Raw genomic sequence first — 25907 nt, 5'->3', positions numbered from 1 at the left:
TCCTACTCGTCGCCTTCGTCCTCGGGCTTTTCCGCCTCGTTGATCTCCTGCTCCAGGCCCAGCTGCTCGACAAGCCACTTGTCGAACTCGATGGCGGCCCGCACCCAGCTGACCGTGGAGGACACGAAGTGCTCCAGCGCGACGCCGGTACCGATCAGCATCTGCGCCTCGCCGATCAGGCGGACGGTGCCGTCGTCGTGCGTGTGGCTGTAGACCTTGGGCCACAGCGTGCGGCGGTTCCAGTCGTCGATGGACTCCAGCAGGGTCGGCTTCTCGTCGATCTGGTGCGGCCGGTCGTAGAACGTACGCACGGAGAAGACCTGCTGGTCGCCCTCACCACGGAACATGAAGTACGTACGGAACTGCTCCCACGGCGCCGCGAGGTCACCCTCGTCGTCGACGACGTACTTGAGCTCCATCTGATCCAGGAGCTGCTTCACAAGGTCCTGATCCGGGACGACAGGGCCCGCCGGTCCGCCGGGCTGCGGCTCGGGCTGGCCCCCGAAGTTCGGGATCGAGGACGGGTCGATGGACATACTTGAACACTCCTGCGCTCGTCTGGCTCGTCCGGCCATCGCTGAGACCAGACGTACGCACCCCACCCTCTCTCGCTTTCCCCCTGAGCGGCAACAGACTCCCCCGTGCGCCGCGCTCGAGTGTCCGAAATCAGCGCGGAGAGTCCCGGAACTCGGGCGTTCCGGGACTCTCACCGCAGGTGAAGATGCGCGGAAAAGGACCGCTCACCTCCGCTCACATCCGACTACAGCGTCTTGCCCGTGGCGGGGCCCACGATCAGACCGTCGCCGAAGGCATCCACCCGCACCGTGTCGCCGTCCTTGACCTCGCCCGCCAGGATCTCCTTGGCGAGCCGGTCGCCGATCGCGGTCTGGACGAGGCGGCGTAGCGGCCGGGCGCCGTACGCCGGGTCGTTGCCCTCGTCCGCGAGCCAGGCCAGAGCCGCGTCGGTGATCTCGAGGGCGATCCGGCGCTGGGCGAGCCGCTTGCTGAGCCCGTCGATCTGGAGCCTGGCGATGCGCTCCAGCTCCTCCTTGTTCAGGGCGGAGAAGACCACCAGGTCGTCGAGCCGGTTGAGGAACTCCGGCTTGAAGGAGGCCCTGACCACCTCCAGCACCTGCTTCTTCTTCTCCTCCTCGGAGGTCAGTGGCTCCGCCAGGCTCTGCCCACTCAAGAATTGGCTGCCCAGGTTGGAGGTGAGGATCAGGATGGTGTTGCGGAAGTCGACCGTCCGGCCCTGGCCGTCCGTCAGACGGCCGTCGTCCAGCACCTGGAGCAGGATGTCGAAGACCTCCGGGTGCGCCTTCTCGACCTCGTCGAGCAGGATCACGCTGTACGGGCGACGCCGTACCGCCTCCGTGAGCTGACCGCCCTCCTCGTAGCCGATGTACCCGGGCGGGGCACCCACGAGCCGTGCGACGCTGTGCTTCTCGCCGTACTCCGACATGTCGATGCGGACCATCGCCCGCTCGTCGTCGAAGAGGAAGTCGGCGAGCGCCTTGGCGAGTTCGGTCTTGCCGACGCCGGTGGGTCCGAGGAAGAGGAAGGAACCGGTGGGCCGGTCCGGGTCGGCGATGCCGGCGCGGGTGCGCCGCACGGCGTCCGACACGGCTTGCACGGCCACCGTCTGGCCGATGAGGCGACGGCCCAGCTCCTCCTCCATGCGCAGGAGTTTCTGGCTCTCGCCCTCCAGGAGCCGCCCGGCCGGGATGCCGGTCCAGGCGCCGACCACGTCCGCGATGTCGTCGGGGCCGACCTTCTCCTTCACCATGGTGTCCTTGGCGGCCTCCTCCTCGGCCTCGGAGGCTTCCTCCAAGTCCTTTTCCAGAGCGGGGATCTCGCCGTACAACAGCTCGGAGGCGGCATCCAGGTCACCTTCGTCCCTGATGCGTTCGGCCCGGCCGCGCAGCTCGTCGATCTTCTCCTTCAAGTCGCCGACACGGTTGAGGGACTGCCTCTCCTTCTCCCAGCGGGCGTTGAGCCCGCGCAGCTCCTCCTCCTTGTCGGCGAGGTCACGGCGCAGCTTCTCCAGACGCTCCTTGCTTGCGGCGTCGGTCTCCTTGCTGAGTGCCAGCTCCTCCATCTTCAACCGGTCGACGGTGCGCTGGAGCTCGTCGATCTCCACGGGGGACGAGTCGATCTCCATGCGGCGGCGGGAGGCCGCCTCGTCGACGAGGTCGATCGCCTTGTCGGGGAGGAAGCGGGAGGTGATGTAGCGGTCGGACAGGGTGGCCGCGGCCACCAGCGCGCTGTCCTCGATCCGGACCTTGTGGTGCGCCTCGTACCGCCCCTTCAGCCCGCGCAGAATCGCGATGGTGTCCTCGACGGTGGGCTCGGCGACGAGTACCTGCTGGAAGCGGCGCTCCAGGGCCGGGTCCTTCTCGATCCGCTCGCGGTACTCGTCGAGGGTCGTCGCGCCGACCATGCGCAGCTCACCGCGGGCGAGCATGGGCTTGAGCATGTTGCCGGCGTCCATGGCGGAGTCGCCGCCGGCGCCCGCGCCGACGACCGTGTGCAGTTCGTCGATGAAGGTGATGATCTGCCCGTCGGAGTCCTTGATCTCGGCGAGGACGGTCTTCAGCCGCTCCTCGAACTCGCCCCGGTACTTCGCCCCGGCCACCATGGCGCCGAGGTCGAGCGCGACCAGCCGCTTGCCCTTGAGGGACTCGGGCACGTCGCCCTTCACGATCCGCTGGGCGAGCCCCTCGACGACGGCGGTCTTGCCGACGCCGGGCTCACCGATGAGGACGGGGTTGTTCTTGGTGCGCCGGGACAGGACCTGCACGACCCGGCGGATTTCGTGGTCCCGCCCGATGACGGGGTCGAGCTTGCCGTCCCGCGCGGCGGCGGTGAAGTCGGTACCGAACTTTTCGAGCGCCTTGTACTGGCCCTCGGGATCCGGGGTGGTCACCCGGCGCCCTCCCCTGCTGTTCTGGAACGCGTCGAGGAGCTTCTTGGCGTTCGCCCCCTGCTGGGAGAGTACGTCGCCGCTGTGGCCGCCCTTCGCGGCGATACCGATGAGCAGATGCTCGGTGGAGAGGTAGTCGTCCCCGAGCTCCTTGGCCTTCTCGGCCGCCTCGGCGATCACGGCGAGCAGCTCGCGGTTGGGCTGTGGGGGCGCGACCGTGGACCCGGTCACGCTGGGCAGGCCCGCGAGGACGCGCTCGGTCGCGGAGCGTACGGAGGCCTGGTCGACGCCCACGGCGGCCAGCAAGTCGATGATGTTCTCGTTTACTTGTCGGCCTCGCCCCGCGAGCAGCGCGAGAAGCAGATGCGCGGGGGTCAGATCCGGGTGCCCCTCGGACACGGCCCGCTGGGTGGCCGCGTTGATCGCATCCCGGCTCCTGTTGGTCAGCTCGGCGTCCACGTGTCCGTACTCCTCCTTGTGCGGTCCCTGCTGATTTCCCTGACTCAACCAACGTACACAAAGTTGAGTCTATTCCACTCAAGGGGGGCGGGGGGCATGGTGCGGCCAGGTTGGACCACGTTCCCGCGCACCCGAGGGCCACTCGGGCTACATTTCCTGACCATGGCCGCATATCCCGTGGATCCGCGCGATCCCGACCCCTCGTATCTCAGCTTCTGGCGGGAGCGTCACCTGTGCACGCTGACGACGCCACGGCTGGACGGCAGCCCGCACGTCGTCCCCGTCGGGGTTACATACGACCCGGAGGCGGGTCTGGCTCGGGTGATCACCAATAAGTCGAGCGCGAAGGTGGGCCATGTACTGACGGCCGCCGCGTCACAGCGCGGCGCGCGGGTAGCCGTATGCCAGGTCGACGGCCGCCGCTGGGCGACGCTGGAGGGGCGGGCGACGGTGTCCGCCGAGCCGGCGCGCATCGCGGAGGCGGAGCGGCGGTACGCGGAGCGATACGGGAGGGTGCCCTCGCCGAACCCCTCCCGGGTGGTGATCGAGATCGAACTGACCTCGGCGATGGGGCGCGGCTGACAGCGGCAAAGGGGGGGACACCAGGATGTTTCGCCCAAAACTGCAGCGGCGTCACCGTGTTCAGGTCACGGTGACGCCGCTGCGGGGGGAAGTACCTGCGCGATTTACTACGACGGGGGAATCGCGTCAGGCACTGCGGGGGGTGGCAGAGATGGTTCGTACGTCCGGGGCTTCCGGCTCGGCCAGCTGGTGGTCACGCTGGTCGAGGTTCACAAAGATCATTCCGTACCGGATGGCACACCGCACGGGCTGCGGCGCACCGCGGGGCCGGCGCAGGCATCGATACGCCCGTACGTCCTCGTCCTCGTCCCGGGTGACCACGACCGGCTCGCCGAACACGGTCACCATCAGCGAGTCGCCACTGTGGGGGAGGGCGGTCGCCAGGTCGATGAAGTGCCAGCCGGAGCGGTACGCGGTGGCCATTTCCCGGCGGAAGGAGCGGTCGTCGGGGGGAGTCGTCATATCAACTCCCGGAGCCGTCATCCACCGGAGTCTCCGTCACGACGTCCACCGGCGCCGTCGGCCAGTGACTGTCCGCCCGGGTGTCGCTCTTCGCGTCGGAGAGGCCGCTCAGCGCGCCGAATGCCACCACGGCGGAGAAGGCGGCGACAAGCACCGAGCGAAGCATTTTGTTACGCATAGTCGGCTTCGTCCTCACTTGAAAGTCCCGTCTTCCCCCGTCGGATAAGACGATGGCTCATTCGGGCACGTCATGGCCACATAATCGATGCATCATGTTCCTGCACGTTCAGGACCCTGGGGGGTGGAGTTTTGGCAACAAATCAGACTAATGCGACACATCCCCACGGGATGACCGAGCTGTGCAAGGACGGAGGCCGTCTCTACGCGAACGCCCTGCGCACCGGACGAATCGCACGCGCGGACGTGGAACCCGCCCCTTGTCTGATGGAACTCGCGCTCCTTCACCCCGATCCCGACGACGCGAACTGGTTGCGCCCCGTGCCCCCTTCGGTCGCCCTGGCGCAGCGACTCAACCCCATAGAGCGCGAGATCACCGAGCGCAGACGGCTCTCGATCGAACTGAGCGATGCTTTTGAGCCGTTCATGGCCCTCAGCGTTCAAGGGGCGACCCCCACGCACTCGATCACGGTGCTGGAGGGCGGCGACCGTATCAACGCGGCACTCAACCTGGCCACGGCCGAATGCCAGACCGAGATGCTCACCATCCAGCCGAGCGATCGCGGCTCCGAGCGCAGCCTGCTCCAGGGGCTGGAGCGAGACAGACCACTGATCGAACGTGGTGTGCGCATCCGGACGCTCTATCAGCACACAGCCCGGTACAGCCCCGACAAATTGGCCTACGTGGCCCAGCTCTCCGACGGCAAGGTCGAGTACCGCACCATCGACGAACTGGTGGAGCGCCTCATCGTCTGCGACGAGACCGTCGCCTTCATCCCCACCCGCGACGACCAGCAGGTCGCCCTGGAGCTTCGCCACCCCGGCCTCGTCCGCTACCTGGTCAAGGTCTTCGAGTTCATCTGGGGCCGCGCCGTCCCGCTGAGCGCCGGCGCCCCCTACGAATCCGCGCCCGGCGGCATCACGAACATCCAGCACTCCATCGCCAAGCTCCTGGTGGAAGGACATGTCGACGAGGCCATCGCACGCCGCCTCGGTATGAACGTGCGCACCTGCCGCGCCCACATCGCCAAGCTGGCCACCTCTCTCGGCAGCGGCAGCCGGGCACAACTCGGCTTCCTCATAGCGCAGTCGGGGATTCTGGACCTGGACCAGGAGAGCTGAAGGGCAGGAGGTCCGGGGAGCGGGGCGGGCCGTCCAGGCCCGCCTGGGCGATGCGGACGCCGAGCTGTGTGCGGCTCGCCGCGCCCAGGGTCTCCGAGAGGCGGGCGATGTGCGCCCGGCAGGTACGGACGCTGATCCCCAGCCGCTCCGCGACCACCGCGTCCTGGTGGCCCTCGGCGAGCAGCGCGGCGATGGACCGCTCGCGATGGGTGATCCCTTCGATGCCGGTCTCCGGGAGCGGGGCGGCGAGCGGGAGCGCCAGCCGCCACAGCCGCTCGAAGACCGTCACCAAGTAGTCGACCAACGCCGGATGCCGTAGCTCCAGCGCGATCGTGCGGTCGGCGTTCGCCGGGATGAACGCCACCTTGCGGTCGAAGAGGATGAGCCGCTCCACGACCTCGTCGAGGGTGCGCGCCTCGGCCGCTTCGCCCATCAGCTCCATGTAGTTGTGCAGGCCCTGGCCGTGCCGGGCCACATGCGTGTAGAGGTCGCGCATCCGCACCCCGCGCCGGCGCATCTCCAGCGCCCTGTGCAGCCCCTCCGACAGTTCGTCCTCGCGGCGGATGCCGCCGGGCTGCACGGTCAGCACCTCGGTCGTGCACGCCTCGGTCGCCTCGTCCATCGCGGCCCGGATCCGCGGCAGCCCGTCGAGGACACGGATCGCCATACCCTCCGTCGGCGCCTGGACGCGCCCGCCGAGTCCGGCGTACCACTCGAACGCCGCCACCGCCTCGCCCACCCGCGCCTGGCTGGCGCTGACCTCCTCGTACACCCCCCGCAGCAGCCGCGTCATGACCTCCTGCGGCGAGGTGGGCACCAGCCACGTCATGTCGTCGGGGTCGGGGTGCAGCAGCGCCAACTCGACCAGGCAGGGCACCGCTTCCGCGTCCGTGCGCGGCACGCGGCCGCGCCGCACGGCCCGGGAGTACACCCGGTCGCCGGCCTCGCACAGTCGGTCAGCGCCGTGCGGATGCCTGTCCGTCCCGTGCCCGGCCATCTCCCACCCCTGGCTCCAACTTCCGGCTCCAGCACCGTCCACGGCGCGACGCCCCATGACTCCAGCACCCTCCGCTTCCACGGTGCGATGCCCCACGTCTCCAGCACCCTCCGTGGTGCGCCGCCCGACGACGCCGGCACCCTCCGCGACACGACGCCACGCGGCACCAGCACCGTCCGTGGCGCGACGCCACCCGGCCAGACACTCTCCGCAGTGCGACGCCTACGCGCCTTCCGCAGCGCAACTATGCGCGGCCCCGACCGCCATCGCAACACTGCTGCGCCCTACGCACGCCCCCTATCGTCCGTATCCCTCCATGAATATCCGCACCTCCGCACGGCGCCCTGCAGCAACAGGATGGTGGCGGCGCCGAGAGCGTCCGGTGGGTTGCGGAGTCGCTGCCCCAGGGCGACACAGCACCCTGAGCGGCCGGGTGAGGTCAGGACCGTTCATGAGCCGGCGCCGGCGGCACTGCAGCCGATCGAACCAGGTGAACTGCGGTTCCGGGCCGATCAGATGGCCCGCGCGTCGCTAACTCCGCTTCGGCCCGGTGATCGCTTCCCCGATCACGAAACCCTTGGCAGCTCCGGATCACCTGATCCGGTGAGGCCGGAACGATCCGTCTCCGACGGGCTCCCCCAACTCGAACCACACGCCTTTCGCAAACCGCCCCGCCCGCTCCCCCGCCACGCCCCACGCGTCCGCGACCTCCTCGACGAGGGCGAGGCCGCGCCCCCAGCAGGCGGTCACCTCCGCCTCCGGAGTGACCGGTGGGTCGTGACTCTCGTCGTAGACGAGCGGACACAACTACGGCAGTACGGTGAGATGTTCGCGCGTCTCGCCGAGTACGCCCTTGCCCCCGTCGACGTATCGTTGGCCCCGGAAGCACACCCGGTGAAGGACTCACTGGCTCTGATCCAGCACCTTCTCTCCACGCTTTAGGGGGAAGCCACGATGTCCGAACTCGCCTGGCAGAAGTCGACGTTCAGCGGCGGCCCGCAGGGCGACTGCGTCAACGTCGCCACCGCCCCCGACGGAACGATCCGCCTCCGCGAGAGCGAAGACCCCCGCACCGTACTCACCACCACCCCGGACCGCCTCACCGCACTCCTGCGGCACCTCACGTCACGGCCCAGCTCCTGAGCAGCGCCTCGCGGGCCGCACGCCAGGGCGTCACGCCATCGCCCTCGACGCTGCCCCACTCCAGCAGCCGCGCCACGTCCACCGTGCCGTCCACGAACCGGTCCAGCAGGGTCAGCGACAGCTCGTACTCGGACTGCACATAGCCCCCGACGGGAGCGGCGTACACGGTCAGTTCGGCCTTCTCCTCGTCGGTGCGGACGTGGATCTCGAAGGCGGCGGGGACGTCCCCGCCGCCCGCCGCCAGGTCGAGGACCGTGTCCATCGTGCTGTTCACCAGCCACTGGATACTCGACCGCACCGTGGCGTAGTGCACCGTGACCTCGCGTATGTCCGTCCAGGCCCAGAAGCCCTTCTGGTCCGTGCCCAGCGCCTCCAGCCCGTCCGGAGTGAGCCGGACGCCGAGCCCGTTCCCTTCGGGCTCGGCGCCCACGTACACGCTCTCCTTGGTGATCCAGAACAGGCCGATCATGGACATGGGTGCCTCCGGTGGTACGACAGACGGTCGTCTCCTGAGACACCCACAGCCACACGATGGTTCATACGTGAACCCTCGGAATCACCCGCTACTTGAGGCCGATCTCCGTGCAGGCGGCCTTGTTGTCGGTCGTGCAGATCTGCTTGACGGTGTAGATGCCGTCCTGGATGACCGTCTCCTGGATGTTCTTCTTGGTGAGGGCGACCACCGGGACGAGCTGGGACGGGATCTTCTTGTTCGTGGGGCTGTCGACCTTGTCGCGGGTGAGCGCGTCGAACTCGATCGAGCGGCCCTGGACCTTCGCCACGGCCATCTCGGCGGCGGCGGTGGCCTCCTGCGGGTACGACTTGTAGACGCTCATGTACTGCTCGCCCCGGACGATGCGCTGCACCCCGTCGAGTTCGGCGTCCTGACCGGTGACCGGCGGGACCGTGCTGACGCCCATGGTCTTCATGACGTCGATGACGGCGCCCGCGAGGCCGTCGTTGGCCGAGTAGACGCCGGCGATGTTGTTGAGGCCGATGGCCGCGATGGCCTTCTCCATGTTGGCCTTGGCGTTGACCGGGTCCCATTCCTCGGTGTCGTACTTCTCGGCGATGACGACCTTGTCCGCGAGCTCGGTCAGGGCGCCGGCCTTGAACTGCGCCGCGTTCGGGTCGGTGACCGCGCCGTTCATCATGACGATCTTCTTCGAGGAGGCGTCGGGACCGAGCGCATCGAGGAGGGCCTTGCCCTGCACCTCGCCGACGAGTTCGTTGTCGAAGGAGATGTACGCGTCGATCGGGCCCTGCGCCAGGCGGTCGTACGCGATGACGGGAATGCCCGCATCCTTGGCCTTTTGCACCCCGGTCGCGATGGACTTGGAGTCCACCGCGTCCACCAGGAGCACGTCGACCTTGTCGTCCACCATCTGCTGGAGCTGGGTGAGCTGCTTTTTCGCGTTCTGCTCGGCGTTGGCGTAGACGACCTGGCCCTTGTTGTTGGTGAGCTCGGCGACCTGCTCCTTGATGATCGGGTAGTCGAACTTCTCGTAACGGCTGTTCGCCTTCTCCGGAAGGAGCAGGCCCACCTTGATGTCGTCGCCCTTCGTCGGACTCGCCTTGGCGTCACTGCCGCCGATCCCGTCCACGACCCCGCAGGCGGTGAGCGAGACGGCCGTTGCGGAGGAGGCCAGGGCTATGACAGTACGACGAAGCCGAGTGTGACGGGTGTTACGAGTTTTCACATCAGGTGCCTTCCGGGCGAGGTAGCAGCTTTGCGACCCAGGTGGCTGAAAGCCAACGCGGCCATGCGCTCAGCGTCAAGGAGTAACCACTTAACGAGATGGCAACAGCATGCTGTGTTCCTTAAGTGAACACGATGGAAAGAGGGTGCGCGTCCACTTCCACACAACCACTCTGATTCACTTCTGTCACTCGCTCCTCAGAGACATACAACCCCTGCCCCCGATCAGGAGTCTTGTAGGCGGCCGAGTCCACCACAGCACCGAGCAGGGGAAGCATGAGACCAATTCGACGCGGCGGAGCGGCACTTGCCACAAGCGTTGCGATCGCCACCACCGGCGGTCTGCTCACCGCGACCGCGGCACCGGCCTCGGCGGCCACCACCTGCGCCTCCCCCGTCTACAAACGGCAGATCTTCGCAAACACCACCTTCTCCGGCACACCGAAGAAAACGGCCTGCGACTCCACCATCAGCGAGAACTGGGGCACCGCCGCCCCCGCCACCGGCCTCCCGAAGGACAACTTCGGCGTCCGCTGGACGGTGACGAGGGACTTCGGCTCCGGCGGGCCCTTCGCCCTCAATGCCTCCTCCCGCGACGGCATCCGCGTCTACGTCGACGGTGTCCGCAAGATCAACCTGTGGAAGAACGTCTCGTCGACCGTCTCCAAGACGCTCAACCTGACCGTCCCCTCCGGCAAGCACACCCTCCGCGTCGACTACGCCAACTGGACCGGCGCCGCCAACGTCAAGTTCGGCTACACGCCCCGCACTTCGGCGGCCGTCGACAAGGTCAGGCCGCTGGCGCCGACGGGTGCGTCGGTGACGTACGACCGGACCACCCTCAAGACGAAGCTGACCTGGTCGAAGAACAAGGAGATGGACCTCTCCGGCTACCGCGTCTACCGCCGCCTCAAGGGGAGCAGCGACTGGACGAGGCTGACCGCCGGGACGGCGACCTCGTACACCGACACCCCGCCCGCCACCGGCCGGACCTACTACTACGAGGTCCGCGCGTACGACAAGGCCGGCAACGAGTCCGCCGGCACCGCCGACCAGGGCGTGAGCACCGTCGACCGGACCCCGCCCGCCGCGCCGTTCGTCGAGCTGGACATCTGCGCGACCGACGAGAAACTCGCGGGTCCGGAACTCGTCACGACCGCCGCGAACGCGGCCGACATCACCCTGTACCAGGCTCAGCGGAAGGACGCGGCCACCGGCGACTGGATCACCGTTTACGAGGGCACGAAGGGCCCGTTCTGCGATGCCGGGCAGGCCGCCGACGGCTCCAAGGCCACCTACCGGGGACGGGCACGGGACGCGGCCGGCAACTGGTCCGCGTACTCCGCCGCCACGACGGTCACCCTCTTCGACACGATCCCGCCGGCGGCCCCCGCCGACGCCCACGTCGACTACGAGTCCGGTGTCCCGCATCTGGAGTGGACGCCGGTCGCGGAGGCGGTGACGTACCAGGTGCTCCAGTACGACCCCGCCACGGGCGGGTACGTGGACGCCCTCGACGGCACCGCCACCACCACGGCGACCGATGTGGTGCCGCGGCAGAAGCTGGCCCTGGCGGACGAGTACAGGTACGCGATCCGCGCGGTGGACGCCAAGGGCCACGCCTCCGCGCCCGCCGAGGTCACCCTGGCCATGGCGGAGCGGTCCGAGGCCATCGCGCCGTACCAGCTCATCACCGGGTCGGTGACGCATGACGGGGTGAACCTGTCGTGGCGCAGCGCCGACCCCTGGGCCGCCGACAAGGACCACCTCCCCACCTACAGGATCGTCCGTACGGACCCCGCGACCGGCGAGAGCACGACCCTGGAACTGTGCTCGCCCGCGCTCGGCGGCGACGGCCCCCTGGAACCGCCCACGAGCTCCACGTGGAACTCCCTGGACGCCGACGACCCGGCCTACATCACGGAGGCCCAACTCGTTCGGTCGTACTGTCTGGAGGGCTCAGGTGCCTCCGAGACCACGTACGAGTACCGCGTCGTCGTGGTCGACCGCTACGGGCACTCCTCCCGGCCCAGCGCACCGGTGACCGCGACCACCCGGGACACCCGACGCCCCGCTCCGGTGGTCGACCTGACGGCCGAGACCATCCCGTTCGGCGTCCGCCTCACCTGGAACCCGCCGGCCGACGACGACGTCCAGGGCTACTACGTCTGGCAGAGCACCACCGACCCGGACACCGGCGAGACCGTCTGGAAGAAGAACTGCTGGCAGGGCACCTCGCTGTCCGCCACCGAACTCCTCTGCCCGACGCTCCCCGACGGCGGCACGCACGTCTACCGGGTGGCGGCCACGGACGCCCAGTACTCGGACGAGGACATCGACTTCTTCCAGACGGCCGAGGTCTCCGTCACCCTGCCGGACACGCGGCCCCCGGGCTGGACCAGCACCAAGATCTGGGAGGGCCAGTACCCGGACCTGTACGTCGGCTGCTCCGAGAGCTCCGGCCTGGGCGACTGCTCCCTGCTGACCGACTACCGCCTGGAGCGCTGGGACCCCGCCACGAACTCCTACGTCACGCTCACCACGGGCAAGGTCGGCGAGGCGAGCTCCCATGTGGACACCACCGTCCATGAGGACCGACTCGGCCTGTACTACTACCGCACGGTGTACACCCGGACGTCGGGGACCGAGCTGGTCGGCCGGACCGTGGCCTACGGCATCTGGGACTCCTGGCTCTGAGGCCCTGCGCCGTCGCCCACAGATCAACCGCCCCACCACTCCCGAAGAACTCACCGCACTCCTGCACCACTTCCGTACAACCATGCGCCCCTCCTGCGAGTCCTGATCGTCGACGGCTTTACCTCCCGTTGACGACGTTGACGATCGTCGACGATCAGGACTGAAGGAACGCATGTACCCAGCCAGACGCACGACGGCCGCGGTCTCCACCGCCCTCGTGCTCGCCACCGCGGGCGGCCTCCTCGCCGCGGGCCCCGCAGCCGCGGCCACCACCTGCGCCTCGCCCGTCTACAAACGGCAGATCTTCGCGAACACCACCTTCTCCGGTACGCCGAAGAAGACGGCCTGCGACTCCACCATCAGCGAGAACTGGGGCACCGCCGCCCCCGCTTCCGGCCTCCCGAAGGACAACTTCGGCGTCCGCTGGACCGTCACGAGGGACTTCGGCTCCGGCGGCCCGTTCTCGCTCCCCGTGGCCACGCAGGACGGCATACGCGTCTACCTCGACGGGGTGCGCAAGGTCGACCTCTGGAAGAACGTGTCGTCGACGGTCAAGAAGACCGTCAACCTCACGATCCCGAAGGGCAAGCACACCCTCCGCGTCGACTACGTCAACTGGACCGGCAAGGCGAACGTCTCCTTCGCCTACACCCCCCCGCACCACCGCGAGCGTCGACAAGGTCAAGCCGCTCGCCCCGACCGGGGCCCAGTTCGACGAGTTCACGGACGCGGAGAACCGCCCCCTCGTTCAGCTCACCTGGTCGGCGAACAAGGAGATGGACCTCGCCGGCTACCGGGTCTACCGGCGGGTGAAGGGCACCAGCGCCTGGACGAAGCTGGCCACGACCACCAAGCGCACGTACACGGACGCCCCGCCGACCACCGGCCAGACCTTCTACTACGAGGTCCGCGCCTACGACAAGGCGGGCAACGAGTCGGCCGGCAGCTCCGACCAGGGGCCGGTCACCACGTACGACGACACCGCGCCCACCGCTCCGGTCCTCACCGCCACCGGCGTGGAGGCGTCCAACAACCTCTCCTGGACGGCCTCGGCGGACGCGGTCACCTACCGGATCTTCCGCAAGCGGGACACCGCGACCTCGTACACCGAGCTCGCCGAGACCACGGCCACCGCGTACACCGACACCACGGCGACCTACGGCAAGGCGTACGACTACAAGGTCAGCGCCGTCGACGCGGCCGGGAACGCCGGCGCCTCCGCCGTCGTACGCACCGCGCGGACCATCACCCCGCCCTCGAACGTGGTGGCGACCACGCCCAGTTGGGGCGCGGTCTTCACCTGGACGGAGCCCGCGGGCGGCGACACCGCCGACTACGAGGTGTACCGCTCGGAGACCTCCCCGGTGAGCATCAGCTCCGCCACGCTCACCGACTGCCGCAGCCGCAAGGTCCGTACCGACGAGGCCGGCAACACGATCCGCAGCTGCACCGACTACGACGGCGACCAGGGCCGCACGTACCACTACGTGATGGTCCGGAAGAACACCGCCGGCCTCTGGTCCACCGGCTCCCAGCAGCTGACCGTCACCCGACCCGGCGACGAGATCCCGCCGCCGAACGTGACCGGCCTGACCGCCGAGCCCCTGGAGTACGGCGTCAAGCTGGACTGGGACGACAGCACGGCCGCGGACCTGGCCAAGTACGAGGTCTACGAGCAGCCGACGCAGTGGGACACCCCCGAATACGTCGGCGTCGTGGACGCCGGTACCTCGGAGTACGTCGTCGGCCCCGATCGGGCGGACGGCGAGGCCACCCGCTATGTCGTCGTCGCCTACGACATCTACGGCAACTCCCGTATCTACGCGGACTCGAACGACCCGGACATCGACCCCTGGAGCCAGCCTCTCTCCACGGTCGCGGTCACCGAGCTCGACCTCACCCCGACGGCCATCCCCGAGGACACGGCGCCCTGCTCCCTGCTCACCTACACGGCCGTCGGCCACCACGGCGGCATGTACATCGATTGCGCCGACTCGGTGCCCACGGAGGCCGCCGGCATCAACGTGTACCGCTGGGACCCCGCGACGAGCACCTACGTCCGTGTGACGGACGTCCCGCTGAAGCCGACCGCCACCAACTACACCGACACCACCATTCCCACCGGTACGACCGTCTACTACGTGCTCTCGGTCGTCGCGGCCGACGGCTCGGAGACCTTCAGCAACGTGGACGCCAGCGTCTCTCTGCCGAGCGGCGCGTGAACCCGATGCGAACCTCCCTGCGCCGCACCACCGTCCCCGCGACCGCCGTCGCGCTCGCCACGGCCGGCGGCCTTCTCACGGCCGTCGCCGCCCCGGCGTCGGCGGCCGCGAGCTGCACGTCCCCCGTCTACCAGCGCCAGTTCTTCGCGAACACGGCCTTCTCGGGCACCCCGAAGAAGACGGACTGCGACTCCACGATCAACGAGAGCTGGGGCGCCAAGGCCCCGGCCACCGGCCTGCCGACGAACAACTTCGGCGTCCGCTGGACCGTCACCCGCGACTTCGGCTCCGGCGGCCCCTTCGCCCTCACCACCGCCGCCCAGGACGGCCTCCGCGTCTACCTCGACGGCACCCGCAAGATCGACATCTGGAAAAACGTCTCGACGACGGTGACGAAGACCGTCAACCTCACGATCCCGAAGGGCAAGCACACCCTCCGCATCGACTACGTCAACTGGACGGGCAACGCAAACGTCAAGTTCACGTACGCCCCCCGCACCTCGGCCACGGTCGACAAGGTCAAGCCCCTCACCCCGACCGGCACTTCGGTGACGTACGACAAGGCGACGGGCAACGCCAAGTTGACCTGGGCGAAGAACAAGGAGATGGACCTCTCCGGCTACCGCGTCTACCGCCGCCTCCAGGGCGCCGCCTTCGGCAGCAAGCCGCTGGCGACGACCACCTCCACCTCGTACACCGACGCCACTCCCGCGACCGGCGACCTGTACTACTACGAGGTCCGCGCGGTCGACAAGGCGGGCAACGAGTCGGCCGGCAGCCCCGATCAGGGCGTGACCACCGTCGACCGGACGGCACTGGCCGCGCCCGCCGGGTTGATCGCCAACTCCACGAGTACCGGGCTGCGGCTCGACTGGAACGCGGTCACGGGAGGGGTGTCCTACCGCGTCTACCGGGCGGCGAGCGAGAACGGTGTGTACACCCAGGTGGGCAGTACGGATCGGGTTACCTACCTGGACACCTCGGCCGCCGAGAGCGTCACCTACTACTACCGCGTGACCGTTCTCGACGCTGCGGGCAACGAGTCCGCGCGTTCCGTCGCCACCGCCGGCGAGCGCGAGGACCTCACCCCGCCGCCCGCCGTCACCGGGCTGACGGTCACCCCGACCGAGTACGGCTTCGAGCTGGACTGGGACAAGAATCCGGCCGCCGACCTCGGGAAGTACACCGTCTACCGGGGTGAGATCTGGGGCGACGAGGGCGACGAGCAGGTCTGTGCCGGATCGCTGACGGAGTATCTGCCGGCCGATACCACCTCGTTCTCGTACACCGCCCTCCCGGACGGCGAACACGTCTGCTTCTTCGTCGACGCCATCGACACCTCCGGGAACTCCTCCTTCAAGTGGACCCGGACGGCCGAGGCCGTGGCGGCGGACGAGCTCGACATGACGCCGAGCGTGCCGACGCCCGAGGGCTCGCCGCTGTACGTCAGCGCGAGCGGTGCGGAGGGCGACGAGGGGAACCAGGTGGCGTGGTCGGGGCTCGGCGAGTCCGCGCCGGAGGCCGCGGGCGGCTACCGCGTCCACCGATGGAACCCCGCCACCGCCACGTACGAGAAGATCGCCGAACTCGGCAGCGGTGTCCGCGAGTACTTCGACACCGGCGCGAAGCGCGGCACCACGTCCTACTACTGGGTGACCGCCGTGGCCGCGGACGGCACCGAGTCCCTGCCTGCGGGCGACTGGGCGATCACCGCACCGGCGCAGTGACCTGAAGAATGCCGAAAGGGGCCGGGAGATGGATCATCTCCCGGCCCCTTTCCCTATGCGGTGACTAGTCCGACTGCCTCTTCGGCCGCCACACCACCAGCGCACTCGTCTGCTGTACTTCCTGGTACGGGACCAGGTCGCGGCGGTACGAGGCATGCACCGCGGCCTCGCGCTGCTGCATCGTGGCCGCCGCGCCGTCCAGGGCCGATTCCAGCTCCGCGACGCGGGACTGGAGTGCGGCGACCTGGTTCTCCAGCTCGATGATGCGCTTGATGCCGGCCAGGTTGATGCCCTCGTCCTGCGACAACTGCTGGACGTTGCGCAGCAGTTCGATGTCGCGGGCGGAGTAGCGTCGGCCCCGGCCGGCGGTGCGGTCGGGGGAGACGAGGCCCAGCCGGTCGTACTGGCGCAGGGTCTGCGGGTGCAGGCCGGACAGCTGGGCCGCCACCGAGATGACGTAGACCGGGGTTTCCTCGGTCAGTTCATAGGGGTTTCGACGACGGCCGTCCATGTCACTCATGCTCCCTTCGCGGCCTGGAACAGCTCCGCCCGCGGATCCTCATCCGCGGTCGCCTCGCGATACGCCTCCAGGGCGTCACGAGCCTTGCCCGACACGTCCTGGGGGACGGCGACCTCGACGGTGACCAGCAGGTCGCCCCGTGTACCGTCCTTGCGGACCGCTCCCTTGCCACGGGCCCGCATCGTACGACCGTTGGGCGTGCCCGGGGGCAGCTTCAGGGTGACCGGTGGGCCGCCCAGGGTCGGGACGCGGACCTCGCCGCCGAGCGCCGCCTCCGTGAAGGTGACGGGCACGGTGACGGTGAGGTTGTCGCCCTTGCGGCCGAAGACCGGGTGGGAGTCGACGTGGACGGTGACGTACAAGTCGCCTGCCGGGCCGCCCCGCTCGCCGGGTGCGCCCTTGCCGCGCAGACGGATGCGCTGACTGTCCGACACCCCGGCGGGGATACGGACCTGCATCGTGCGCGAGGACTTGGCACGGCCGCTGCCCTGGCAGATCTCGCACGGGTTCTCCGCGATGAGACCGCGGCCCTTGCAGTCCGGGCACGGGTCGGTGAGGGAGAAACCGCCGCCGGAGCCCCGGGCGACCTGACCCGTGCCGACGCACGTCGGGCACACACGCGGTGTGCCGTTCGCGTCGCCGGTGCCGGAGCAGGCCTTGCAGGGCGCCTGTGAGGTCATCCGGAGCGGGACGGTCGCGCCGTCGACCGCCTCCGTGAAGCTCAGCGTGACCTCGGTGTCGATGTCCTGGCCGCGCCGGGGCTGAACCCGGGTGCCGGGGCCCGCGCCACCGCGGTTGAACAGACCGCCGAAGACGTCACCGATACCGCCGCCGAAGCCGCCGGCCCCGCCCTGCTGGCCGTGGGCGCCGCCTCCGAAGAGGTCGCCCAGGTCGAAGTTGAAGGAGCCGCCGCCCGCGCCGGGACCCGGACGGAAGCCGCCGTTGCCGAAGAGGGTGCGGGCCTCGTCGTACTCCTTGCGCTTCTTCGGGTCACCGAGGACGTCGTTCGCCTCGGAGATCTCCTTGAAGCGCTCCTCGGCCTTGGTGTTGCCCTTGTTGGCGTCCGGGTGGAACTCGCGGGCGAGCTTCCGGTACGCCTTCTTGATCTCGGCCTCGGTGGCGTCCTTGGGGACGCCGAGGACCTTGTAGAAGTCCTTCTCGATGAAGTCCTTGGTGCTCATCCTCGACGTCCCTCCTCCCTCATGCGTTCAACATCAGCCCTCGTCCGGGCCACCGCTCTCCTTGTCATCGGCGGAGGCGGCGGACTCCGCCTCGTCGGCCTTGAGCGGCTGCGCCCCGGGCTGGGGCTCGGCCACGGCCACCCGCGCGGGGCGGATGGTGCGCTCGCCGATCCGATACCCGGGCTGCAGAATCGCCACGCACATCGTCTCGGTGACGTCCGGCGCGTACGAGTGCATCAGGGCCTCGTGGATCATCGGGTCGAAGGGCTCGCCCTCCTTGCCGAACTGCTGAAGCCCCATCTTCGCCGCGACGACCTCCAGCGACTCGGCCACCGACTTGAAGCCGCCGACCAGTTCGCCGTGTTCCCGTGCGCGGCCGATGTCGTCGAGCACGGGCAAGAGCTCGGTCAGGAGGTTCGCGATGGCGATCTCCTTGACCGCGATCCGGTCGCGCTCGACCCGGCGGCGGTAGTTCTGGTACTCGGCCTGGAGCCGCTGGAGGTCCGCCGTGCGCTCGCCGAGCGCCATGCGTACCTGGTCCAGCTGGGCCGTCAGGCCAACCGTCTGGGCGTCGGCTGCTGCCGCGTCCCCGGCCGGGGCCGCCCCCTCCGATGCGGAGGGAGCGGCCTTCGGCTCGGCGTCTTCAGGGGTGGCGCCGGAGGGGACGTCAGGCTTCTCGTCGAAACCCGGGGTCTCCTCCGTCACGCGGCACCGTCCTTACGGTCCTCGTCGACGATCTCGGCGTCGACGACGTCGTCGTCAGCCCTGGCCTGCTCGGCACCCGGGGCCTCGGCACCCGCGGCACCCTGCGCGGCCTGGGCGTCGGCGTACATGGCCTGGCCCAGCTTCTGCGAGACGGCGGCGACCTTCTCGGTGGCCGTGCGGATCTCCGCTGTGTTGTCGCCCCCGGCGGACTCGCCCTTGAGCGCGGCCTTCAGCTCCTCGACGGACGCCTCGACCTCGGTCTTGACGTCGCCGGGGACCTTGTCCTCGTTGTCCTTGAGGAACTTCTCCGTCTGGTAGACGAGCTGCTCGCCCTGGTTGCGGGTCTCGGCGGACTCACGGCGGGCGTGGTCCTCCTCCGCGTACTTCTCGGCCTCCTGGCGCATCCGGTCGACCTCGTCCTTCGGCAGCGAGGAGCCGCCGGTGACGGTCATCTTCTGCTCCTTGCCGGTGCCGAGGTCCTTGGCCGTGACGTGCATGATGCCGTTGGCGTCGATGTCGAAGGCGACCTCGATCTGCGGCACGCCGCGCGGGGCCGGCGGCAGACCGGTCAGCTCGAACATCCCGAGCTTCTTGTTGTACGCCGCGATCTCGCGCTCGCCCTGGTAGACCTGGATCTGCACGGAGGGCTGGTTGTCCTCGGCGGTGGTGAAGATCTCGGACCGCTTGGTCGGGATCGTCGTGTTCCGCTCGATGAGCTTCGTCATGATGCCGCCCTTGGTCTCGATACCGAGGGACAGCGGGGTGACGTCGAGGAGCAGGACGTCCTTGACCTCACCCTTGAGGACACCGGCCTGCAGGGCGGCGCCGATGGCGACGACCTCGTCCGGGTTGACGCCCTTGTTGGCCTCCTGGCCGCCCGTCAGTTCCTTGACGAGCTCCGCGACGGCCGGCATACGGGTGGAGCCACCGACGAGAACGACGTGGTCGATCTCGGAGAGGTTGATGCCCGCGTCCTTGATGACGTTGTGGAACGGCGTCTTGCAGCGCTCCAGAAGGTCGGCGGTCAGCTGCTGGAACTGGGCGCGCGTGAGCTTCTCGTCCAGGTGCAGCGGGCCCTCGGCGGACGCGGTGATGTAGGGCAGGTTGATCGAGGTCTCGGTGGACGAGGACAGCTCGATCTTCGCCTTCTCGGCGGCCTCGCGCAGACGCTGGAGCGCCATCTTGTCCTTGGCGAGGTCCACGCCGTGACCGGAGCGGAACTGCTGCACCAGGTAGTCGACGACGCGCTGGTCCCAGTCGTCACCACCGAGGTGGTTGTCGCCGTTGGTGGCCTTCACCTCGACGACGCCGTCGCCGATCTCCAGCAGGGACACGTCGAAGGTGCCGCCGCCGAGGTCGAAGACGAGGATGGTCTGGTCGTCCTTGTCGAGACCGTAGGCCAGGGCGGCGGCCGTCGGCTCGTTGACGATGCGCAGGACGTTCAGGCCGGCGATCTCGCCGGCCTCCTTCGTCGCCTGGCGCTCGGAGTCGTTGAAGTACGCCGGGACGGTGATGACCGCGTCCGTGACCTTCTCGCCCAGGTAGGCCTCGGCGTCGCGCTTCAGCTTCTGCAGGATGAAGGCGCTCATCTGCTGCGGGTTGAAGTGCTTCCCGTCGAGCTCGATCTTCCAGTCCGTACCCATGTGACGCTTCACGGACCTGATCGTCCGGTCCACGTTCGTGACCGCCTGGCGCTTGGCGACCTCGCCGACGAGCACCTCACCGTTCTTGGCGAAGGCGACGACGGACGGCGTGGTCCTGGCGCCCTCGGCGTTGGTGATGACGGTGGGCTCGCCGCCCTCCAGAACGCTGACGACGGAGTTAGTCGTGCCCAGGTCGATGCCGACCGCACGTGCCATTTCGAATCCTCCAACAATGACTTGAGTGGAACGGACTCAAGTGTGCACGACAGTCGCCCCTCGGTCAACAGAGCTGAGTCGAGGGGGCTCAACTCTTATCTGTTCCTTACGCGCAGGCGACCGCTGACCTGCGGTTTCGCCGCGATCTGCACCGTGTAGGCAGGGTGCGGCCTCCCCGAATGGCCTACATGGCCCACCCCGTAAGCGGGGATGCGCAGGAGTGCCAGGACGACCACGACGGCACCGCCCGCCACCCACAGGGCCGCCGTCGCGCTCACCCACCCCAGGTGGATCAACAGGCCGACGAGCGCACCCGCGAAGCCGCCGATCCCGACGACAACCGTGCCGCCCTGCGGAGTGACACCGAGCCGCCGCAACCGGTGCACCAGATGGTCGGGGGCCCCGCGCAGCAGCGGACGCCCGGCCCGCCGCCGGGACACCAGCACCAGGACGGCGTCGGCCGTCGCCACGGCCGTCAGCGCGAACACCGCGCCCGCACTCGACCCGGCCTCCCGCCCAGCGTGCACGAACACCGCGGCGGAGGCCAGCACGAACCCGGCGAACAGCGCCCCGCAGCGCCCCGGCACGATCCGGGCCGGCGGCCAGCTGTGCATCAGGAACCCGGCCAGCGCGGCGGCCAGCACACTCAGCAGTGTCGCGAGCCCGTCCATGACCTCCGCCGCCGCGCACCCGCTCAGCGCGAAGGCGGTCACCACGGCGACCGTCCCCATCACCCCGTCGGCGTGATCGAGCGAAGTGAAGGCGTGCGCCACGAGGACGATCCATCCCACGGCCACCATCCCGACCGGCAGCCCGAGCGCGTCGTACGGCACGGTCCACGCGGCGACCCCGGCGACGACGACCGCCTGCACGAACAGCGGCACCCGCCGCAGATCGGCGATCAGCCCGAGGACGCCGACGCCGATCCCGGCGACGAGCAGCCGCCCGGCGGTGGACCCCAGCGGCGCCACACCCGTCCAGTCCCCGATCCCGGCGACGAACCCCGTCGCCCCGATCACCGCCACCCCGCCGAGCAGCGGCACCACCCGCGCCCGCCGGCGCTCGATCACGCCGAGGCGCAGGGCGAGTGTCCGCAGCAGGGCGGCGAGGACGGCGGCGAGGAGCAGGGCGGCCGTGGCGGCGGCGATTCCGTACAACACCTCGCCAATTTAGGCATTAATGTCGCAGATTAGCCGCAGATAACACGATCAGGTTTACGTGTCGACCTGATCGGGTTCGTAACGGAATGGGCACCCCACTCAGGTACCCCTCAGCGACACAGATCACCGCACGGCTGGCTACAGTGCGGCGCTAGAAGTAGGTACTCTCAGAGGACCAGATAAGTTACCGCTTAGTAATCAGCTGAAGTCCCAGCTCGAGTCCCCCCTCGCAGGCCCGAGGAGCCCCCGAATGCAACTCGCCGCGATCGTCGTGTCGCTGGTCCTGACCGTGGTCGGCGTCGCGCTGCTCGCACGCGCCATCGGCCAGTTCGTCCGGTATTTCAAACTCGGCCAGCCCGTGCCCGCCGGCAGCCGGACCGACAACCCCTACCAGCGCAGTGTGACGCTGGTCAGGGAGTTCCTCGGTCACACCCGTATGAACCGGTGGGGGATCGTGGGCTTCGCCCACTGGTTCGTGGCCATCGGCTTCCTGACGCTGATCCCGATCCTGGGCCAGGCCCTCGGCCAGCTCTTCCAGGCCGACTTCGTCCTCCCGATCATCGGCGGCTGGCTGCCCTGGGAGATGTACGTCGAGTTCATCACCGTGATGACCGGCATCGGCATCGCCGTGCTCATCGTGATCCGCCTGCTGAACCTGCCCTCGCGCCCCGGCCGCAAGTCCCGCTTCACGGGCTCCAAAGCCTGGCAGGCGTACTTCGTCGAGTACGTCATCCTCACCATCGGCATCGTGATCTACGTGCTGCGCGGCCTCGAGGGCGCGATCCATGACGTGGACCACTACGAGGCCGCGTTCTTCGCCTCGTACCCGCTGGTCGCCGCCTTCCGGACGCTGGACGTCTCCACGCTGCAGACGCTGGTCTACCTCTTCGCCGGCATCAAGGTCAGCGTCTCCTTCATCTGGATGATCGTCGTCTCGGTGAACGTCAACATGGGTGTCGCCTGGCACCGCTTCCTGGCGTTCCCGAACATCTGGTTCAAGCGCAACGCGGACGGCTCCACCGCCCTCGGCGGCCTGCAGCCGATGACCTCCGGCGGCAAGCCGATCGACTTCACCGACCCGGGCGAGGACGACGTCTTCGGCGTCTCCCAGGTCGAGCAGTTCTCCTGGAAAGGCCTGCTCGACTTCTCGACCTGCACCGAGTGCGGTCGCTGCCAGTCTCAGTGCCCGGCCTGGAACACCGGCAAGCCGCTCTCCCCGAAGCTGCTGATCATGTCGCTGCGGGACCACTCGCACGCCAAGGCGCCCTACCTGCTGGCGGGCGGCGGCAAGACGATGGAGGGCGAGGAGAAGGCGTCCACGGAGCAGCTCGCCGACGTGCCCGCCGCCGCCCTCGCGGAGGCCGAGCGGCCGCTGATCGGCACCCTCGAAGAGAACGGCGTCATCGACCCCGACGTCCTGTGGTCCTGCACCACCTGCGGCGCCTGCGTCGAGCAGTGCCCGGTCGACATCGAGCACATCGACCACATCGTCGACATGCGCCGCTACCAGGTGATGATCGAGAGCGCGTTCCCGTCCGAGGCGGGCACGATGCTCAAGAACCTGGAGAAGAAGGGCAACCCCTGGGGCCTGGCCAAGAAGCAGCGCCTGGAGTGGACGAAGGAAGTCGACTTCGAGATCCCGGTCGTCGGCAGGGACCTCGAGGACCTCAGCGAGGTCGACTACCTGTACTGGGTCGGGTGCGCGGGTGCGCTCGAGGACCGCGCCAAGAAGACCACCAAGGCCTTCGCGGAGCTGCTCCACATGGCGGGCGTCAAGTTCGCGATCATGGGCGGCGACGAGAAGTGCACCGGTGACTCCGCCCGCCGCCTCGGCAACGAGCCCCTGTTCCAGGAGCTCGGCATGGAGAACGTGGCCGCGCTGAACATGGCGTTCGGCGAGTCCCTCAACGAGGAGGGAGAGGTGGACGAGTCGACGAAGAAGCCGAAGTCCGCGAAGAAGATCGTCGCCACCTGCCCGCACTGCCTGAACACGCTCGGCAACGAGTACCCGCAGCTCGGCGGCGACTACGAGGTCATCCACCACACCCAGCTGCTCCAGCACCTGATCGACGAGGGCAAGCTGATCCCGGTCACCCCGGTGGAAGGCCTGATCACCTACCACGACCCGTGCTACCTCGGCCGCCACAACAAGATCTACACGCCCCCGCGCGAGATCATGTCCGCCGTCCCGGGCCTGCGCCAGCAGGAGATGCACCGCCACAAGGAGCGCGGCTTCTGCTGCGGCGCCGGTGGCGCGCGGATGTGGATGGAGGAGCGGATCGGCAAGCGCATCAACAACGAGCGTGTCGACGAGGCGCTGTCGCTGAACCCCGACATCGTCTCCACCGCCTGCCCGTTCTGCCTCGTCATGCTGACCGACTCGGTCAACGGCAAGAAGAACGACGGCCAGGCGAAGGAGTCCATCCAGGTCGTCGACGTCGCGCAGCTCCTGCTCGACTCGGTCCGCACGCCGGTCGACCCGGCGGGCGCGGCGGAGGCGGAGAGCACGCCGGAGCCTGAGCCGGTGAAGTAACAGCAGGTACGCGAACGCCGTCGGCCGGGGCTGGAATTCCAGCCCCGGCCGACGTGTGTCACGTGCTGGTCGGCACCACTTCTTGTGGCCCATCACCTTGGCGGTCCGGGTGACCGACCCCGCTCCTTCTCCCACCCTCCAATTGCCGGTCGGTCTTAACGCGCCGCCAAAACCGGAGCATCATGGCCGGGTTGTTGTCGGTGGGGCGGATGAGGTGAACGGTGCGCGGACGAAGAGCCGGGGTTCGGACCGGGATACGGGCGGGGTTGCGGACCGGAGCGATCGGCTGCGTCCTGCTGCTCGCGGGCTGCGCCGGCACCGAGAACGCCCGGTCCGCGAAGCACGAACCCTTGACCGTCGCGAAGGCCCCCACCCAACTCCCCGTCCCCCGAGGCAACGGCAGCGAGGTCGCCGACGACTACAACGGCGACGGCCACCGCGACCTCGTCCTGGGCGACCTGGTCAAGGGCCCGGACGACGCCCACGGCGACGACGCGGGCATCGGGGTCGTCTACGGCTCGGCGCGCGGCCTCGTGCCCGGCGCCCGCCAGTTGCTGACCCCCGCGCGCCAAGCCGCCCGCACGAAGGGCCAGTTGCCCGCCGTCTTCGACCCGGAGGCGAGCTGCGATCTGGACGGGGACGGCTTCACCGACCTCGTCGTGTCCACCGATCCACCTTACGACGGCCAGGGCATGCCGCCCGTCCCGCTCCAGCTGCTCTTCGGCTCCCCCGCGGGCCTCACCGGCAGGGCGGTCGCACTGAGCATCCCCGCGCAGGCACGTTTCGGCAACGACTGGCCCGACCAGCCGGTGTGCGGCGACTTCGACGGCGACGGCGCCGAGGACCTCGTCGTGCACGCGTCGGACGCCCGACTCAGCTATCTGCGCGGCCCGTTCACCAGGAAGGGCGCCCCCCGAGCCGCGGGTGCGCCGCTCACCTCACCGGGCAACGCGCCCACCGGCCCGGCGACCGACGTGAACCTCGACGGCTACGACGACCTCCTCGTCCGTACGGCGGAGGGCACCGGCGACGCGGACGGCGCGGGGTCCGCGCTCGTCCTCGGCGGCCCGGCCGGCCCCACCCGCACCGGCCCCACCCTGCCGACCGCCGTCGACGTCACCGTCGGCCGCTTCGGGAAGGGCCGCGCGCTCGACGCGGCGATCGGCTCACTTGACGGAACGTCTCTGCGCTACGACCTCCCGCAGGGCACCGCACGCGGCGGCGTCGCCACACCCGGGTCGGTGCTCGACACCGGGGACCTCGACGGGGACGGCCTGAGCGAACTGGTCGTCGGCGGTGCGGAGTTGCGGGTACTGCGGGGTCGTACGACCGGACTGTCCACGGCGGGCACGGTGACCGTGCCGCCACCGGGCCGGGGCACGGCCCGCGTACTCACCGTCGCCGACTTCACCGGGGACCGGCGGGCGGATCTGGTCGTACGCAGTCACGAGGGCGAGACGAAGGACACGGTCGCGGTGTACGCGGGCAGCGAGGCGGGGCTGGTCGCGACGGAGCCGGTGGTGAGCTTCTCGACTTCGGAATTCCTGGGGATGAGATCCTGACGCACCGAAGTACTTGATCCCGCGCTACTTGAGTGCCGGCCTTTCCGTATCGCACACCTCGAAAATTAACCGAACTCACGTACAACCCTCACGCCCCACCAAGGGTCTCCTGATAGTCGACCCACCCGCGCCCCTTGGGACAACTCCCGACACACGCGGCGGTCGCACCCCAATTGA

General features: G+C 68.9%; 21 protein-coding genes and 1 pseudogene. 10 read left to right on the top strand and 12 right to left on the bottom strand.

From position 1 onward, the window contains the following. Positions 1-2 precede the first annotated feature (2 nt). Positions 3-536, bottom strand: coding sequence for a YbjN domain-containing protein (locus AB0D57_RS09220; protein ID WP_362069173.1), 534 nt, complete (start codon positions 534-536; stop codon positions 3-5). Positions 537-760: 224 nt separating this feature from the next. Next, on the bottom strand, positions 761-3382 hold the full coding sequence (gene clpB, locus AB0D57_RS09215; RefSeq protein WP_362069341.1) for an ATP-dependent chaperone ClpB: 2622 nt from the start codon (positions 3380-3382) through the stop codon (positions 761-763). A 162-nt stretch (positions 3383-3544) separates the two neighbouring features. On the opposite strand from clpB, the gene AB0D57_RS09210 reads away from it, so the two are divergent. Next, a complete protein-coding gene (locus AB0D57_RS09210) occupies positions 3545-3964 on the top strand; it encodes a pyridoxamine 5'-phosphate oxidase family protein (protein ID WP_362069170.1) in 420 nt (139 codons plus the stop codon). Between the two features lie 126 nt (positions 3965-4090). On the opposite strand, the gene AB0D57_RS09205 is transcribed toward AB0D57_RS09210, so the two are convergent. After that, a complete protein-coding gene (locus AB0D57_RS09205) occupies positions 4091-4426 on the bottom strand; it encodes a hypothetical protein (protein WP_362069167.1) in 336 nt (111 codons plus the stop codon). A gap of 1 nt (position 4427) precedes the next feature. After that, a complete protein-coding gene (locus AB0D57_RS09200) occupies positions 4428-4592 on the bottom strand; it encodes a hypothetical protein (protein ID WP_362069164.1) in 165 nt (54 codons plus the stop codon). 143 nt (positions 4593-4735) lie between these two features. On the opposite strand from AB0D57_RS09200, the gene AB0D57_RS09195 reads away from it, so the two are divergent. Then, positions 4736-5725 carry a helix-turn-helix transcriptional regulator gene (locus tag AB0D57_RS09195; protein ID WP_362069161.1) on the top strand — a complete coding sequence of 330 codons (990 nt, stop codon included), beginning with the start codon at positions 4736-4738 and terminating at the stop codon, positions 5723-5725. On the opposite strand, the gene AB0D57_RS09190 is transcribed toward AB0D57_RS09195, so the two are convergent. After that, on the bottom strand, positions 5682-6722 hold the full coding sequence (locus AB0D57_RS09190; RefSeq protein ID WP_362069338.1) for a LuxR C-terminal-related transcriptional regulator: 1041 nt from the start codon (positions 6720-6722) through the stop codon (positions 5682-5684). The genes AB0D57_RS09195 and AB0D57_RS09190 overlap by 44 nt on opposite strands. Before the next feature lie 777 nt (positions 6723-7499). Here AB0D57_RS09190 and AB0D57_RS09185 point away from each other — a divergent pair. Further along, positions 7500-7664: a hypothetical protein gene (locus tag AB0D57_RS09185; RefSeq protein WP_362069368.1), complete on the top strand. Its 165-nt coding sequence runs from the start codon at positions 7500-7502 to the stop codon at positions 7662-7664. A 12-nt stretch (positions 7665-7676) separates the two neighbouring features. Continuing rightward, entirely contained in the window at positions 7677-7865 is a 189-nt protein-coding gene (locus AB0D57_RS09180) for a DUF397 domain-containing protein (protein WP_362069158.1), read from the top strand. Here the strand turns inward: AB0D57_RS09180 and AB0D57_RS09175 are convergent. Both AB0D57_RS09175 and AB0D57_RS09170 read right to left on the bottom strand, forming a co-directional pair. Further along, positions 7843-8340 (bottom strand): hypothetical protein, encoded by a 498-nt coding sequence (locus AB0D57_RS09175; RefSeq protein WP_362069155.1) that lies wholly within the window; start codon positions 8338-8340, stop codon positions 7843-7845. The genes AB0D57_RS09180 and AB0D57_RS09175 overlap by 23 nt on opposite strands. Positions 8341-8428: 88 nt before the next feature. After that, the gene (locus tag AB0D57_RS09170; RefSeq protein ID WP_362069152.1) at positions 8429-9565 is read right to left on the bottom strand and encodes a substrate-binding domain-containing protein; all 1137 of its coding nucleotides are present in this window, start codon (positions 9563-9565) and stop codon (positions 8429-8431) included. A 275-nt stretch (positions 9566-9840) separates the two neighbouring features. On the opposite strand from AB0D57_RS09170, the gene AB0D57_RS09165 reads away from it, so the two are divergent. The 4 genes and pseudogenes from AB0D57_RS09165 to AB0D57_RS09150 all read left to right on the top strand — a co-directional run bounded on the left by AB0D57_RS09165 (position 9841) and on the right by AB0D57_RS09150 (position 16210). Next, positions 9841-12261 (top strand): PA14 domain-containing protein, encoded by a 2421-nt coding sequence (locus AB0D57_RS09165; protein ID WP_362069149.1) that lies wholly within the window; start codon positions 9841-9843, stop codon positions 12259-12261. A 172-nt stretch (positions 12262-12433) separates the two neighbouring features. Next, positions 12434-12883: pseudogene (locus tag AB0D57_RS09160) on the top strand (PA14 domain-containing protein); the annotation flags it as partial. 154 nt (positions 12884-13037) lie between these two features. Beyond that, positions 13038-14483 carry a hypothetical protein gene (locus AB0D57_RS09155; protein WP_362069365.1) on the top strand — a complete coding sequence of 482 codons (1446 nt, stop codon included), beginning with the start codon at positions 13038-13040 and terminating at the stop codon, positions 14481-14483. A 5-nt stretch (positions 14484-14488) separates the two neighbouring features. Continuing rightward, the gene (locus AB0D57_RS09150) at positions 14489-16210 is read left to right on the top strand and encodes a PA14 domain-containing protein (RefSeq protein ID WP_362069335.1); all 1722 of its coding nucleotides are present in this window, start codon (positions 14489-14491) and stop codon (positions 16208-16210) included. 64 nt (positions 16211-16274) lie between these two features. On the opposite strand, the gene AB0D57_RS09145 is transcribed toward AB0D57_RS09150, so the two are convergent. The 5 genes from AB0D57_RS09145 to AB0D57_RS09125 all read right to left on the bottom strand — a co-directional run bounded on the left by AB0D57_RS09145 (position 16275) and on the right by AB0D57_RS09125 (position 21635). Then, positions 16275-16721 (bottom strand): helix-turn-helix domain-containing protein, encoded by a 447-nt coding sequence (locus AB0D57_RS09145; protein ID WP_362069332.1) that lies wholly within the window; start codon positions 16719-16721, stop codon positions 16275-16277. A 5-nt stretch (positions 16722-16726) separates the two neighbouring features. Continuing rightward, complete coding sequence (dnaJ, locus tag AB0D57_RS09140; RefSeq protein WP_362069146.1) at positions 16727-17911, bottom strand: molecular chaperone DnaJ; 1185 nt, start codon at positions 17909-17911, stop codon at positions 16727-16729. A gap of 33 nt (positions 17912-17944) precedes the next feature. Beyond that, entirely contained in the window at positions 17945-18616 is a 672-nt protein-coding gene (gene grpE / locus AB0D57_RS09135) for a nucleotide exchange factor GrpE (RefSeq protein ID WP_362069143.1), read from the bottom strand. Then, the gene (gene dnaK / locus AB0D57_RS09130; RefSeq protein WP_362069140.1) at positions 18613-20475 is read right to left on the bottom strand and encodes a molecular chaperone DnaK; all 1863 of its coding nucleotides are present in this window, start codon (positions 20473-20475) and stop codon (positions 18613-18615) included. The genes grpE and dnaK overlap by 4 nt, the downstream gene beginning before the upstream one ends. 95 nt (positions 20476-20570) lie before the next feature. After that, positions 20571-21635, bottom strand: coding sequence for an MraY family glycosyltransferase (locus AB0D57_RS09125; RefSeq protein WP_362069137.1), 1065 nt, complete (start codon positions 21633-21635; stop codon positions 20571-20573). 250 nt (positions 21636-21885) lie between these two features. Between AB0D57_RS09125 and AB0D57_RS09120 the strand changes: the two genes are divergently transcribed. After that, positions 21886-24168, top strand: a complete 2283-nt coding sequence (locus AB0D57_RS09120; RefSeq protein ID WP_362069134.1) for a heterodisulfide reductase-related iron-sulfur binding cluster — start codon at positions 21886-21888, stop codon at positions 24166-24168. Positions 24169-24389: 221 nt separating this feature from the next. Then, positions 24390-25730: a VCBS repeat-containing protein gene (locus tag AB0D57_RS09115; protein ID WP_362069131.1), complete on the top strand. Its 1341-nt coding sequence runs from the start codon at positions 24390-24392 to the stop codon at positions 25728-25730. Positions 25731-25907 lie beyond the last annotated feature (177 nt).

Origin of the sequence: Streptomyces sp. NPDC048275, from assembly GCF_040652275.1 — a bacterium.
Lineage (GTDB): Bacteria > Actinomycetota > Actinomycetes > Streptomycetales > Streptomycetaceae > Streptomyces.
This window is presented reverse-complemented; position numbering and strand designations above follow the sequence as displayed.

Bases quoted from the DNA above. Each gene is read 5' to 3' on its own strand.
- AB0D57_RS09120 (WP_362069134.1), top strand. From the start codon at position 21,886: ATGCAACTCGCCGCGATCGTCGTGTCGCTGGTCCTGACCGTGGTCGGC.
- AB0D57_RS09200 (WP_362069164.1), bottom strand. From the start codon at position 4,592: ATGCTTCGCTCGGTGCTTGTCGCCGCCTTCTCCGCCGTGGTGGCATTC.
- AB0D57_RS09175 (WP_362069155.1), bottom strand. From the start codon at position 8,340: ATGTCCATGATCGGCCTGTTCTGGATCACCAAGGAGAGCGTGTACGTG.
- AB0D57_RS09145 (WP_362069332.1), bottom strand. From the start codon at position 16,721: ATGGACGGCCGTCGTCGAAACCCCTATGAACTGACCGAGGAAACCCCG.
- AB0D57_RS09155 (WP_362069365.1), top strand. From the start codon at position 13,038: ATGGACCTCGCCGGCTACCGGGTCTACCGGCGGGTGAAGGGCACCAGC.
- AB0D57_RS09180 (WP_362069158.1), top strand. From the start codon at position 7,677: ATGTCCGAACTCGCCTGGCAGAAGTCGACGTTCAGCGGCGGCCCGCAG.
- AB0D57_RS09205 (WP_362069167.1), bottom strand. From the start codon at position 4,426: ATGACGACTCCCCCCGACGACCGCTCCTTCCGCCGGGAAATGGCCACC.
- AB0D57_RS09150 (WP_362069335.1), top strand. From the start codon at position 14,489: ATGCGAACCTCCCTGCGCCGCACCACCGTCCCCGCGACCGCCGTCGCG.
- AB0D57_RS09210 (WP_362069170.1), top strand. From the start codon at position 3,545: ATGGCCGCATATCCCGTGGATCCGCGCGATCCCGACCCCTCGTATCTC.
- dnaK (WP_362069140.1), bottom strand. From the start codon at position 20,475: ATGGCACGTGCGGTCGGCATCGACCTGGGCACGACTAACTCCGTCGTC.
- AB0D57_RS09220 (WP_362069173.1), bottom strand. From the start codon at position 536: ATGTCCATCGACCCGTCCTCGATCCCGAACTTCGGGGGCCAGCCCGAG.
- AB0D57_RS09190 (WP_362069338.1), bottom strand. From the start codon at position 6,722: ATGGCCGGGCACGGGACGGACAGGCATCCGCACGGCGCTGACCGACTG.
- dnaJ (WP_362069146.1), bottom strand. From the start codon at position 17,911: ATGAGCACCAAGGACTTCATCGAGAAGGACTTCTACAAGGTCCTCGGC.
- AB0D57_RS09165 (WP_362069149.1), top strand. From the start codon at position 9,841: ATGAGACCAATTCGACGCGGCGGAGCGGCACTTGCCACAAGCGTTGCG.